General features: G+C 63.2%; 12 protein-coding genes. 5 read left to right on the forward strand and 7 right to left on the reverse strand.

Features of this window, described 5'->3' with window-relative positions; genetic code table 11:
- The first annotated feature begins 5 nt into the window (after positions 1-5).
- Both BMI86_RS06965 and metG read left to right on the forward strand, forming a co-directional pair.
- On the forward strand, positions 6-467 hold the full coding sequence (locus BMI86_RS06965; protein ID WP_078540316.1) for a GNAT family N-acetyltransferase: 462 nt from the start codon (positions 6-8) through the stop codon (positions 465-467).
- A 101-nt stretch (positions 468-568) separates the two neighbouring features.
- Complete coding sequence (gene metG / locus BMI86_RS06970) at positions 569-2,278, forward strand: methionine--tRNA ligase (protein WP_078540317.1); 1,710 nt, start codon at positions 569-571, stop codon at positions 2,276-2,278.
- 142 nt (positions 2,279-2,420) lie between these two features.
- On the opposite strand, the gene BMI86_RS06975 is transcribed toward metG, so the two are convergent.
- From BMI86_RS06975 to argC, 4 genes are all read right to left on the reverse strand, one after another.
- Entirely contained in the window at positions 2,421-2,915 is a 495-nt protein-coding gene (locus tag BMI86_RS06975; protein WP_078540318.1) for a holin family protein, read from the reverse strand.
- Positions 2,906-3,517: a holin-associated N-acetylmuramidase gene (locus tag BMI86_RS06980; RefSeq protein WP_078540319.1), complete on the reverse strand. Its 612-nt coding sequence runs from the start codon at positions 3,515-3,517 to the stop codon at positions 2,906-2,908. Before BMI86_RS06980 ends, BMI86_RS06975 begins: the two co-directional genes overlap by 10 nt.
- A gap of 85 nt (positions 3,518-3,602) precedes the next feature.
- Positions 3,603-4,046, reverse strand: coding sequence for a cytochrome c maturation protein CcmE (gene ccmE / locus BMI86_RS06985; RefSeq protein WP_078522044.1), 444 nt, complete (start codon positions 4,044-4,046; stop codon positions 3,603-3,605).
- 63 nt (positions 4,047-4,109) lie between these two features.
- Positions 4,110-5,138: an N-acetyl-gamma-glutamyl-phosphate reductase gene (argC, locus tag BMI86_RS06990; RefSeq protein WP_078540320.1), complete on the reverse strand. Its 1,029-nt coding sequence runs from the start codon at positions 5,136-5,138 to the stop codon at positions 4,110-4,112.
- 103 nt (positions 5,139-5,241) lie between these two features.
- Between argC and BMI86_RS06995 the strand changes: the two genes are divergently transcribed.
- Entirely contained in the window at positions 5,242-6,057 is an 816-nt protein-coding gene (locus BMI86_RS06995) for a DUF805 domain-containing protein (RefSeq protein WP_078540321.1), read from the forward strand.
- A gap of 18 nt (positions 6,058-6,075) precedes the next feature.
- On the opposite strand, the gene BMI86_RS07000 is transcribed toward BMI86_RS06995, so the two are convergent.
- The 3 genes from BMI86_RS07000 to BMI86_RS07010 form a co-directional block, all read right to left on the reverse strand.
- The gene (locus BMI86_RS07000) at positions 6,076-6,888 is read right to left on the reverse strand and encodes an aspartate/glutamate racemase family protein (protein ID WP_078540322.1); all 813 of its coding nucleotides are present in this window, start codon (positions 6,886-6,888) and stop codon (positions 6,076-6,078) included.
- Positions 6,889-6,928: 40 nt separating this feature from the next.
- Positions 6,929-7,831: a lysophospholipid acyltransferase family protein gene (locus BMI86_RS07005; protein ID WP_143594707.1), complete on the reverse strand. Its 903-nt coding sequence runs from the start codon at positions 7,829-7,831 to the stop codon at positions 6,929-6,931.
- Between the two features lie 77 nt (positions 7,832-7,908).
- A complete protein-coding gene (locus BMI86_RS07010; protein WP_078540323.1) occupies positions 7,909-11,319 on the reverse strand; it encodes an indolepyruvate ferredoxin oxidoreductase family protein in 3,411 nt (1,136 codons plus the stop codon).
- A gap of 157 nt (positions 11,320-11,476) precedes the next feature.
- Between BMI86_RS07010 and BMI86_RS07015 the strand changes: the two genes are divergently transcribed.
- Positions 11,477-12,379 carry a LysR family transcriptional regulator gene (locus BMI86_RS07015; RefSeq protein WP_078522049.1) on the forward strand — a complete coding sequence of 301 codons (903 nt, stop codon included), beginning with the start codon at positions 11,477-11,479 and terminating at the stop codon, positions 12,377-12,379.
- A gap of 426 nt (positions 12,380-12,805) precedes the next feature.
- Positions 12,806-13,402: a hypothetical protein gene (locus tag BMI86_RS07020; RefSeq protein ID WP_078540324.1), complete on the forward strand. Its 597-nt coding sequence runs from the start codon at positions 12,806-12,808 to the stop codon at positions 13,400-13,402.
- The last annotated feature ends 35 nt before the right edge of the window (positions 13,403-13,437 follow it).

The following is a 13,437-nucleotide window of genomic DNA, read 5'->3' on the forward strand; positions in this document are numbered from 1 at the left end:
CGCCCGTGAGAACCCGAAACGCTACGCCCGCAGACGCCGCCGCCTTGGCCGACGTGCTCGATGAACTGGTGATTTCGGGCCAGCGCAGCAAAGCCAGCGACGCGGAATTCGTGCGCTCGCATTATCTGGCGCATCCCGACCTCATCCGCTGCGCGATCTGCGAGGATGACGAAGGCCATGCCCTCGGGCTCCAGTCGCTCAAACATGCGCGCGCGGGCAATCCTTACGGCACACCGGAAGGCTGGGGCATTATCGGCACTCATGTACGCCCCTCGGCCGCGCGGCGCGGTGTCGGGCGCAGATTGTGGGCCTGGAGCCTCAGCGCGGCACGCGGCGAAGGCCTTGTGAAGATCGAAGCCTATATCGGCGCAGAGAACGCCGCTGCGCTTGCCTATTACGGCCAAGCGGGCTTCGAGACATGGCGCGAAACCGACGGTGCGATCGGCAAGGTCTACACGCTCGACTGATCGCAAAGCCGCAAGCGGTGCGTCTCGGCGCTCCCCCCTAGCCCTTCCCATGATTCCCTAGTAAACCCGCGCTCAAACGCTCCACAGCAAGAGGGTCCTACATGGCGCGCCATCTCATTACCTCGGCCATTCCCTATATCAACGGCATCAAGCACCTCGGCAATCTCGTGGGCTCGCAGCTGCCGGCTGATCTCTTCGCCCGCTACCAGCGCGCGCGGGGCAACGAGGTGATGTTCATCTGCGCCACCGACGAGCACGGCACCCCCGCCGAACTGGCCGCCGCGAAAGCAGGCAAGCCGGTCGCCGAGTATTGCGCGGAGATGCATGAGGTGCAGGCGAAGATCGCGGAAGGCTTCCGCCTCAGCTTCGATCACTTCGGGCGCTCGTCCAGCCCGCAGAACCATCGCCTGACGCAGCATTTCGCGGTGAAGCTGGCCGAGGCCGGCCTGATCCGCGAAGTCTCGGAAACGCAGATGTATTCCAAGGCCGACGGGCGCTTCCTGCCCGACCGCTATATCGAGGGCACCTGCCCCAATTGCGGCTTCGAGAGCGCGCGCGGCGATCAATGCGACAACTGCACCAAGCAGCTCGACCCGGTCGACCTGATCAACCCGCATTCCACGATCTCGGGCTCGACCGATCTGGAGATGCGCGAGACCAAGCACCTGTTCCTGCGCCAGTCGGCGATGAAGGATCGACTGGATGCGTGGATCGACAGCAAGTCCGACTGGCCGGTGCTGACCACCTCGATCGCGAAGAAATGGCTCCATGACGGCGACGGGCTGCAGGACCGCGGCATCACCCGCGATCTCAGCTGGGGCGTGCCTGCGCAATTCGAGGGCGCGCCGTGGTCGGGCATGGAAGGCAAGGTCTTCTATGTCTGGTTCGACGCGCCGATCGAGTATATCGCCGCGACCGAGGAGTGGACCGAGAAGACGGGCGGCGATTGGGAGCGCTGGTGGCGCACCGACAAGGGCGCCGACGACGTCACCTACACCCAGTTCATGGGCAAGGATAACGTGCCCTTCCACACGCTCTCGTTCCCTGCGACGATCCTCGGCTCGGGCGAGCCGTGGAAGCTCGTGGATTACATCAAGTCGTTCAACTACCTGAACTACGATGGCGGCCAGTTCTCGACCTCGCGCGGCCGCGGCGTCTTCATGGATCAGGCGCTGGAGCTTCTGCCCGCCGATTACTGGCGCTGGTGGCTTTTGTCCCATGCGCCCGAAAGCGCGGATGCCGAATTCACCTGGGAGAACTTCCAGGTCTCGGCGAACAAGGACCTCGCCGATGTGCTGGGCAACTTCGTCAGCCGGATCACCAAGTTCACCCGCTCGAAATTCGGCGAGGCGATCCCCGAAGGTGGCAGCTGGGGCGAGCAGGAAGCGGCGCTGATCGAGGATTTGACCACCCGCATTCGCGCCTACGAGACGCATATGGAAGAGAAGGATATCCGCAAGGCGGCGATGGAGCTGCGCGGAATCTGGGTCGCGGGCAACGAATACCTGCAGGCGTCGGCACCGTGGTCTGTGTTCAAGACCGACCCCGATCAGGCGGCGGCCATTGCACGGCTCGCGCTGAACCTGATCCCGATCTATGCGGTGCTCTCGGCGCCCTTCATTCCCGATGCGGCGAAGATCATGCTCGAGGCGATGGGCGACGAGGATCGCGGCTGGCCGGGCGATGTGAAAACGGCGCTCGAGGCGCTACCCGCAGGTCATGCCTTCAGCACGCCCGAGGTGCTCTTCCGCAAGATCACTGATGAAGAGCGCGAGGAATGGCAGGAGCGGTTCGCAGGCACCCGCGACTGAGGCGCATCAGGGGCTCTGCCCCTCTTCGCTTTCGCGAATTCACCCCGGGATATTTGACCAAGAGCGAAGACAGCCCCGCGCGTTTCTTCGCTCTTTCGAAATATCCCGGGGAGGCTCCCACAGGGAGCAGGGGCAGAGCCCCCTACTCGTCCTGTTTCTTGAGCGACCGCCAAGCGGAGAGCGCCGCGTTTTCCTCGACCGGAGGCGTAGCGAGAGCGTCAGGCGGCTTCGGCAGAGCCGTCTTCATCCGGAAGTAATGCGCCTCGCGCGCGCCGAAATAGAAGCTGACCACCGCGCCCAGAAGCCACCAGAGCGGCTCCGGGACGTAGCTCAGCCCGACCATGCGTTGCGCGAAGGCGACCGGGTCGAGCATCGCATAGACGAAAAGCCCCACGATCCCGAAGGCGAGCACCGGGCGCGGCAGGCGATTGAGGCCGTTCACTATCCGATCGAAGCGACCGGGTCGGATATATTCGAACTCGGCCCCGTGCTCCTGAAGGGCCGCAATATAGGCGGACTGCGCGGCCTCGAGCTTCTTCGTGGCATTGGGCACGAAAACCTCCGCCACCGAGCTGGCCGCCTCGCCCGCCGCCTTCACCGTGCCCGCACCGCCGAGCAGTTTCTCGATCATGCCCATTTCGCCACCCGCTTGCGATGCTCGCCCTCGGTGAGGTGAAAGCGCGGCGAGATGAACTCCTCGGCGCGGCGAATCCAGCCGCCCTTCCTGCCCGCCCGCGTCGTCGCGTATTTGCGGCTCGCGGGCCGGGCATCGGCGATGCGGTAGTAGTAGTTACGCCGGGCGATCCCGTAGGCATCGGCGAAGTAGCCGGGCGCGGCTGCATCGGCGAGTTCGGCGGCGGCGATGGTCTGCGGGCCGATGATCCCGTCCACCACGACGCGCTGGCCCATGTCGCCCAACAGACGTTGCAGGATGACAACCGCATTGCCGCCCGCGTTTACATACATATCGAAGACCGGGGCCTGTACCGATGGCGGCAACCGGTCGATGCGCGGGCTCTTGTAGTAATGCTCGATGAAAATCTCGGCAGCCTGCGCGGGGTCGAGCGCGCGGATATCCATCTCGTCCACCCGGCCATCGCCGGTCAGATCGCGCCCCAACCGGCGCAGGGTTCCGAGCGTGACGCCGTGCTTGGTCGCACCGCCCGGATCGTCCGGATCATCGATATAACCGCCTTCGCGCGCGACGATCTCCGCCGCGATCTGGGTGACCGATTTCATGGCCTGCCTCCGTTAATGACAACGTCAGGCAGGCTCGGGCCGTGCGATTAAGAGGGCAAAAAGAGAGCGTTCGCCGGGGTTGCGATCATGAGGACGGGCCCTCGTAGACGCCCTGTTCCTTCAGCGCGTCTACGACTTCCTTGGGCATGTAGTTCTCGTCATGCTTGGCAAGAATTTCGGAGGCGACGAAAGTATCGCCTTCCATCTTGCCCGTGCCGATCATGCCCTGACCCTCTTTGAAGAGGTCCGGCAGGACGCCCGCGAATTTCACCGGGACGGTTGCGCCGCCATCGGTGACCTTGAATTCGATGACCTCGCCCTGACCGCGCTTGAGCGAGCCTTTCTCGACCAGCCCGCCAAGGCGGAAGACCTCACCGGGCTGCGGCGGTTCGGTGGCAAGCTGCGAAGGCGCACGGAAGAAGTTGATGCCGCTCCGCATCGAGTACCCGATCGTGCCGGTCGCGATCACCAAGGCCAGCGCGGCCACGCTGAGCACCTGGATACGACGTTTCTTCTTCAGACTCTTCATCTCTTCGCCTCCTCAGATGCCGCTTCGTCTACCTTACCGCGCCGGCCGTGCCATTGACGCGGATCAAGGGAAGACGGGGGCGAGCATCAGCCCTTCGCTTTCCTCCAGCCCGAGCATGAGGTTCGCGTTCTGGATCGCTTGTCCCGACGAGCCCTTGCAAAGGTTGTCGATGGCCACGACCACGAGCGCGCGCCCGGGGATCCTGTCTCCTGATACACCAATATGGGCATAATTGGAGCCAGTTACAGACCTGGTGGACGGAACTGCGCCGAAAGGTAGCATCTCCATGAAGATTTCGTCCGCGTAGCGGTCTGCCAGTGCCTTGTAGACGGCCTCGGGCTCGCCCTTCACATAGGCCGAGGCGAGGATGCCGCGGTTAAAGGGTGCCAGATGCGGGGTGAATTGCACCATCACGGGGCGGCCCGCCAAGGCGCTGAATTCCTGATCGAATTCACCAAGGTGACGATGCTTTCCGCCTTGCGAATAGGGCGCGACACCGCCCGACAGCTCTGCGTGCAGCAGGTTTTCCTTCAGCGAGCGGCCCGCGCCGGAAACCCCGTTCTTCAGGTCGAGGATGATATCATCGAGGTCGATCACCCCGGCTTCGATCAGCGGACGGATCGCGAATTGGCCCGCAGCGGCGTTACAGCCCGTGCCTGCCACCAGCCGCGCGTCGCGAATCGCATCGCGGTAGAACTCGGTCAGGCCGTAGACCGCCTCTTTCTGCAGCTCGACCGCGGCATGGGGCTTGCCATACCACTTCTCGTATTCGGCCGGATCGCGCAGCCGGAAATCGGCCGAGAGGTCCACGATCTTCAGATCGCGCGGCAGCTCCTTGATGACCGCCTGCGAGGTCGCATGCGGCAGCGCGCAGAAGGCCAGATCGACATTCGAGAAGTCGATCTCTTCGATCTTCACCAGATCGGGGAGGCCCAGATGGCGCAGATGCGGGAACACGTCGCCCATCGCCATACCGGCCTTTCGCTCGCCCGAGAGGGCCACGATTTCCATATTCGGATGGGTGGCGATCAGCCGGACGAGTTCGGCGCCGGTGTAGCCCGATGCGCCCAGAATCGCGATTTTCTTCGTCATAACAACCTCCGCGCTTGTCGCTCGGCTCTCCCTTACCCTAAGCTCACACTCAAATAAACTCCGTGTGAACCGGAGTGACGACCGACAGTGAACGAGGCAGGCCGTGGCAGAGCAGTGGTATTACGCCGATGGGAAAGATCCCGTCGGTCCGTTCCCCGCAGAACATATGACGGATATGGTGCGGGCAGGTCGTATCAAGCCCGAAACGATGGTTTGGCAAGACGGAATGGAAGGATGGGAGCCTGCGGGCGATCACTTCTTCCGGCGAGCCCCGGACACTGCGACCACGGGCGCCGACCCGCATAGCGGCGCGACGAATTACGCGGCCCGCATTGCACAGCGCCATCAGCAGGAGGGCAAGCTCTCCTCCGCCGATCCCCGCGCCTATGCCGATGCCTCGATCGAACGCGAGCGCGCGAAGCGCGGGATTGGCTCGGACGGGATGTATGCCGGGGCGCCTTCGCGCGGCTTCTTCGAGGCGATCAAGGTCTGCTTCCGGAAATACGTGACCTTCAAAGGCCGGGCGAGCCGGTCGGAATATTGGTGGTTCGTGCTGTTCGTCACGCTGGCGGGGTTCGCGGGCGGCTTTGCGGAGGCCTCGATGGGTCAGGACGGGGCCGCAATCAGCGCGGTGATCTCCATCGCGACCTTCCTGCCCTCGGTCTCGGTAACGGTGCGCCGGCTACATGACACGAACCGCTCGGGCTGGTGGTTCGGGCTTTACATCCTGATGAGCTTCCTGGGCGGCTTCGTGATCGCCTTCCTCGCCATCTCCTCGGGCATCCGAGACCCGGACGCCATTCTCGCGTCGATGGGGATGCTGACGATGCTTTGGGCCATTTTGATGCTGGTTTGGGGCATCATGCTCTTCGTCTTCATGCTGCTCAGAGGCACATACGGCGAAAACCGTTTCGGCTGACCCCTGAGGCGCGGCGGCTCAGGCCGCTTCGAACCGGATCGCGTAGCGCAGGAATTGCGTCGCGTGGCTCGAGACCGAGGCCGGATCGCCCGTTGTCAGGAATTTCGATTCCGTGCCCGCGCCTCTGAATTCGGGGCGACGCTCGAGGTAATCCGCGAGGCTTTCGGCCACCAGATTGGCCTGGCTGTAGACGTCCACGCTCGGGCCCAGCGCTTCCTGGAAGGTCTTCTGCATCAGCGGGTAATGGGTGCAGCCGAGGATCGCGGCCTCGGGCTTCGGCATCCGGCGCTTGAGCGCCTCCACATGGGACTTCACCAGCGCCTCGGCGAGGATTTCGTCGCCGGTCTCGATCGCATCGACCACGCCGCCGCAGGGCTGCGCCTCGACATCGACGCCAATCGCGCGGAAGGCCAGTTCGCGCTGGAACGCGCGGCTCGCCACCGTCGCGGGCGTCGCGAACAGCGCCACATGCTTCACCGCCACTTCGCGCGGCGGGGAGTTGTCGCCCCATTTGCGTTCGGTCAGCGCCTCGATCATCGGCACGAAGACGCCCAGCACACGCTTGCCTTCGGGGATCCAAGTCTCCTGCATCCGTTTCAGCGCGGCGGCCGAGGCGGTGTTACAGGCGAGGATCACCAGATCGCAGCCCTCGTCCCACAGACGTTCGACACCCGCGCAGGTCAGGTTGAAGATGTCATCGGCATCGCGCACCCCGTAAGGCGCATGGGCGTTATCGCCATAATAGCAAAAGGCCATGTCCGGCAGCCGCTTGGCGCAGGCATCATAGACCGTCAGCCCGCCCAGACCTGAATCGAAAACGCCTACTGCCATGCTCGCGCCCCTCGCCCGTCCGGGCCGCAACGGGCGCCGGTCAGTTTCTATATTTCGCCTCGAACTCGAAGCCATAGCCGTAAGACTTCAAGGGAGTCGGCGACAAGTCATACGTCGCACGGCGCAGGAAATCCATCATCTGTTTCGGGCTCTCACGCAGCGGTGCGAGATCGGCCTGCGGGATCGGCTCACCGACGCAGAGTCGCACCGGCCGATTGGCGTGGCGTTTGAACTCGCGGATCATCAGCCCCATGCGCAGGCTGTAGTGCAGATGGCTCGCCAGCTGGAACAGACGGCTGTTATGGCCCTCGAAGAAGACCGGCACCACGGTCGCATCGGATTTCGCGATCATCTTGGCGGTGAAATTGCGCCAGCCCGGGTCCATCGGCGCACCGAAGGGCTTGGCCGCGGTCGAGACCGTGCCGCCCGGAAACACCCCGATCGCACCGCCATCGCCGAGGTAGCGCAGGGCGTCCGAACGGGTGCGCAGATTGGCCTTCATGGCCTCTTTGGTTTCGGAGAAATCCACCGGCAGGATGATGTGGTCGATCTCTTCGGCGCGCTTGAAGACGTTATGCGCGAGGATGCGAAAGTCGCCGCGGATGCGCGACAGCAGCAGGCCCATGATCAGCCCGTCGAGAATGCCGTAAGGGTGGTTGGCGATCAGCACCAGCGGCCCGGTCCGCGGGATATTCGTCAGCGCGCCTCGGGTCACGTCGATCTGCAGGCCGTAGCGTTCCGCCATCACCTGCCAGAAATCCGCGCCTTGTGCGATGTCGTGCTCGTAGCCTCTGGCACGTTTGATCAGACCGATCCGCCCGGTCGCGTTCTCCATCGCGCGGATCAGAACCCGCGCGCCTTTCGAGCGCGCGGACCAAGCATAGGATATTTCCTGTGTGGCCTGGCGGACAGGCGTCCGGGGGGCCATCGGGGTGGCGGTCATCTCGAACCTCCGCAACATGGGCTGGCTTCACTATGCCAGCGCCATGTCACGAAGGTACGACACTCAGATGACAGCCCTCACTCGGCAGCCATTTTCTGCGGAGTACCGCCTGCGCGGAAAGCGGCGAGCAATTCCTCGCGCCGCTTCGCCGCCATTTGCTCGGCCTGTGCCTTGACCGGGCCGAAGCCCCGGATGGTCAGCGGCAGTTCGGCCAGTTCACGCGCGATCTCCATCGTCTCCGGCGTGACCTTGGGCAGCACTTCGGCCATGTCGGCCTCGTATTGCTTGATCAGCGCCCGCTCCATCTTGCGCTCGGTGGCATAGCCGAAGGGATCGAACGGCGTACCGCGCAGCCCTTTCAGCTTCGCCAGAAGACGGAAGTTGCGCTCCATGCCGGGGCCGAATTCGCGCTTCTTCGGACGCCCATCCGGGCCTTCCTTGGACAGGATCGGCGGGGCGAGATGAAAGTGCATCTCGAAATCACCCTCGAACTCGGCCCGCGCCTTCTCTGCCGTGGACAGATGCAGCCGCGCGACCTCGTATTCGTCCTTATAGGCCAGGAGCTTGTGATAGCCCTTCGCCACGGCCTCACGCAGCTCCGACGGCGCCTCGTCCACCATCTTGCGGAAACGCTTCGCGAGACGCGCATTCTGGTAATCGACGAGGTGCGAAGCCCGGAACTCGACCGGATCGACCGGGACCTTCATCACTTCAGCAGCCATCGCTTTCGCAGCCTCGGCCGGGAACGCCATCGCCCAGCGCCCCAGATCGAAGGCGCGCTTGTTCTCCGCCGGTTTGGCACCGTTCAAATCGATCGCCTCGAAGATCGCCTCGAGGGTCAGCGGCACGTAGCCTTGCTGCCACGCAGCCCCCAGCACGACCATGTTCGAGTAGATCGAGTCGCCCAGCATCTGCCGCGCCAGTTCCGAGGTATCGGCAAAGGCCACGCGATCCTTCAGCCGCGCCTCCAGGCTCAACCGAAGCTGTTCGCCCGGCAGGCGGAAGTCACGATTGCGAGTGAACTCGCCGGTGACGATCTCGTGGCTGTTGATGACGGCACCGGTTCGGCCCGTCGTCATCAGCCCCAGTGTCTTGGCGCCTGCAGAGACCACCAGATCGCCGCCGATCACGCAATCGGCCTCGCCCACGGCGACACGAATCGCGGAAATATCCTCGGGTTTGTTCGCGATGCGGAGGTGGATATGCACCGCCCCGCCCTTCTGGGCGAGACCGGCCATCTCCATCATGCCCGCGCCCTTGCCGTCGATATGCGCGGCCATGGCGAGCACCGCGCCGATGGTCACGACGCCCGTGCCGCCAACGCCGGTGATCACCACGTTATGGGTGCCGTCGATCACGGGCAGCGTGGGCTCGGGCAGGTCCGGTAGGTCGAGCGCCTGCGCCTCGGCCTTTTTCACCTTCGCCCCGTGCAGCGTCACGAAGCTCGGGCAGAACCCGTCGAGGCAACGGAAGTCCTTGTTGCACGACGACTGGTCGATCGCGCGCTTGGTGCCCAGTTCGGTTTCCTCCGGCACGATGGAGACGCAGTTCGACTGCACCCCGCAATCGCCACAGCCTTCGCAGACATCCGTGTTGATGAAGACGCGCTTGTCCGGATCGGGGAACTTGCCGCGCTTGCGGCGGCGGCGCTTCTCGGCGGCGCAGGTCTGAACGTAGATCAGAGCCGAGACGCCTTTCGTCTTCGCCAGACGTTTCTGCACGGCCATCAGCTCGGCCCGTTCGACCTTCTCGACGCCGGCGGGGAAGGTGGACAGGTCCAGCTCTTCCTTCTCGTCATAGACCACCACGACCGGCTTCACGCCCATCGCCACGATCTCGGAGGCGATCTGCTGCGAGGTTAGCCCGCCCTCGTTCTCCTGCCCACCGGTCATCGCGACCGCATCGTTGAACAGAATCTTGTAGGTGATGTTGGTGCCGGCCGCCAAAGCCGCCCGGATCGCCTGTGCGCCGGAGTGGTTGTAGGTGCCGTCGCCAAGGTTCTGGAACATATGCTCGCGCGTGGAGAACGGGGCCTCGCCGACCCAGTTCACACCCTCGCCGCCCATATGGGTGAAGCCTTCGGTGTTCCGGCCCATCCACTGCACCATGTAGTGGCAGCCGATCCCGGCATAGGCGCGTTCGCCCTCGGGCACCTTGGTCGAGCTGTTATGCGGGCAGCCCGAGCAATACCACGGCGTGCGGGTCGCGATCTCCGGCGCGTTGTCGGCGCGTTGGGCGGCTTCGATCTTCTCGATACCCGCCTTGATCGCATCCGTGCCGCGGCCCTCTTCGATGAAGATATCGCCGAGCTTGCGCGCGATCATCACCGGGTCGAGCGCGTAGCGCGTGGGGAACAGCTCCACCTGACGGCCATTTTCCCAGGTGTCGCCCTTGTGCCAGCCATAGACGCGACGGCCACGACGGTCGTCGAAGATCGCCTCCTTGACCTGCACCTCGATCAGCTTGCGCTTTTCCTCGACGACGATGATCAGCTCCAGCCCCTCGGCCCATTCATGGAACGAGGTCATGTCGAGCGGAAAGGTCTGGCCGATCTTGTAGGTCGTGATGCCGAGCCGTTCGGCCTCGGCCTCGTCGATGCCCAGCAGCGAGAGCGCATGGGTCAGGTCGAGCCAGTTCTTGCCCGCCGCCACCAGACCGATCTTCGCCCCGGGCTTGCCCCAGACGCGGTTGTCGATGCGGTTCGCGCGGGCGAATGCCTCGGCCGCGTAACGTTTGAAGTCGATCATCCGCGCTTCTTGAGCCACCGGCGTATCGCCGAGACGGATGTTCAGCCCGCCTTCGGGCATCTTGAAGTCAGGGATCACGAAATCTTGACGGAAGGGGTCGCCGTCGACGACTGCCGTCGCCTCGACCGTATCCTTCATCGTTTTCAGACCGACCCAGACACCGGCGAAGCGGCTCAAAGCATAGCCGTAGAGACCGAAATCGAGAATTTCCTGCACGCCCGCGGGCGACAGAACCGGCATGTAGGCATCGACCATCGCCCAGTCGGACTGGTGCAGCACGGTCGAGGATTCGCCGGTGTGGTCGTCGCCCATCGCCATCAGGACGCCGCCGTATTTCGACGTGCCCGCCATATTGGCGTGGCGCATCACATCGCCGGAGCGATCGACGCCCGGCCCTTTGCCGTACCAGAGGCCGAAAACGCCGTCATACTTGCCTTCGCCGCGCAATTCCGCCTGCTGCGAGCCCCACAGCGCGGTGGCCGCGAGGTCTTCGTTCAGGCCCGGCTCGAAGCGAACATCGCTCTCTTCCAGCACGGTCTTGGCGCGCGCCATCTGCAAATCGACAGCGCCGAGCGGCGAACCGCGATAGCCTGTCACATAGCCGGCCGTATGCAGTCCCGCCGCCTTGTCGCGCGCGGCCTGAGCCAGAACGAGACGCACCAAAGCCTGCGTCCCGTTCAGCAAAACCGGAGATTTCGTAAGGTCGAACCGATCCGCTAGGGATATTTCTTGCCTTCCCATTAAGCACCTCCCCTTGCTAACTGGGCATGGAGACATGGTAGGTCATAATATCTGACCTAGAAAGCGGAAAATTGTTACTTAGCGGTTTCGTAAATCCTCGAGATTAATGTAAAGAAACTTGCGCGGAACAGCAGATGATAAAGCGAAAGTGACCTTGATGGATTGGGACAAGCTCAGAATCTTCCACGCAGTGGCCGATGCAGGGTCTTTGACTCATGCCGGCGACGCACTGCACCTGTCTCAATCTGCCGTGAGCAGACAGATTCGGGCGCTCGAAGAGGCCCTCGGAACGACTCTTTTTCACCGTCACGCCCGCGGACTGATTCTCACCGAGCAGGGCGAATTGCTGTTCGAGGCCACCTCGTCGATGGCGAAAAAGCTCGATAGCGCCTCCGCACGCATCCGTGACAGCGAAGAAGAAGTGTTCGGCGAGCTGCGCGTGACCACCACGACGGGCTTCGGCACGCTGTGGCTCGCGCCGCGCCTGACGAAGCTCTACGAGAAGTATCCCGATCTGAAGATCGACCTCATGCTGGAGGAGCGGGTTCTCGACCTGCCGATGCGCGAGGCCGATGTCGCCGTGCGCATGAAAGAGCCCGCACAGGCCGATCTGATCCGCAAGCGTCTGCTGAACATCCGGATGCGGCTTTACGCGACCTCCGAGTATCTCGCGAAATGGGGCTCGCCCGAAAAGATCGAGGATCTGCGCAAGCATCGCCTGATCTGCCAGACCCCGCGTACCCCGCAGGTGCAGGCGGGCGCGCAGCTCGCGCGGCAGGTTCTGGCCTTCGATCAAAGCTCGACGCTGACGGTGAACAACTACTTCGGCGTGCTGCAGGCGGTGCTGAACCATATCGGGATCGGCATCCTGCCTGACTACCTGACTGCAGACTTCAACGACCTGCAACGGGTGCTTCCCGATCTGGAATCGGTCGAGATCCCGATCTTCCTCGCCTACCCGGAAGAGCTGCGCTCGTCGCGCCGTGTGACCGCGTTCCGCGACTTCATTCAGGAAGAAATCACCAACTATCGGCGCTTCCAGGCGGGCGATTCAACTTAGGGTTGCACCGCGACTTTACCGCAACGCATACCGGCCATGACGCGCCCGCAGCATGTTTTCCCTTGATGCGTTAACAAACTGCCCATAAATGAGGCTCAGAAGGGTTGGCCGTGCCGAAAGGCGCAGCACCTTCTACCTCCCTGTTGGACTTTGGCCGAGCTTTGCTCGGCCTTTTTTTTGTCCAACGCCCAGATGCGGCTTTCACGCAGGGCGCGAGAGCCCCTTCCAACAGCCCCGACCTCACGAAATTTCACGCACTCGCGACCGCGCAAACCCCGCCTTACGCGCAACTATCCCCTCAGGTTCATTTAAAATTCTACGATCTCGTTCACAAAAATTTCAGTGAACTTTCGCCGGTTCAGTCCGTTCCTTTCCCGACGCCAGCAACGGCGCAGCACTTGAGTAACCAGTTGAAAGGATACTGTTATGACTACCGCGAAAAACATCTTTGCCGCTTCGACCGCTCTTCTTGGCGCGATGACCATCGCAGGTTCGGCTTCGGCCCTCGACCTGTCGAAAGTGCCCTCCACGAACAATGGTGACGGCCAGTATTACGGCATCGCCGACTATCGTGTTGGCGCGGTGCCGGGTCAGGAAACCTCGACGGGCACGCCGCCCGCGGTGACCTCGTCGAACACCTTCGAGTCGACCGACCAGTACGGCATCACGGACGTGAAGACCGGCACTGCCGAGTTCGACAGCACCTCGAGGGGTGAGGAAATGATCCCCGCGCAGCGTCAGCTGACCGAGGAAGCCGGCATCACGGGCATGAAGACCGCCGCCAATGCCGAAGACAAGGCGCTGAGCGTCGATGACAACATTATCGGCATGATCGAGAAGGTCGAGGCGAATGACGGCTACGACACCGTCTATATCCGCACCTCGCCGAAGCTCGACACCACCGTGTCGCTCTTCAAGGTCAACGTGCCGAAAGGCGCAGCCGCCAATGGTCAGGTCAAGCTTGGCTGGACCGTGTCGGAGCTGCTGACCAACCTCGAGACGCAGGTGGACATGCGCTCGTAATCCGGGCGTCACTTGATACGTGCTTTTACGACGCG

Origin of the sequence: Thioclava sp. DLFJ5-1, from assembly GCF_002020115.1 — a bacterium.
Taxonomy (GTDB): Bacteria; Pseudomonadota; Alphaproteobacteria; order Rhodobacterales; family Rhodobacteraceae; genus Thioclava; species Thioclava sediminum.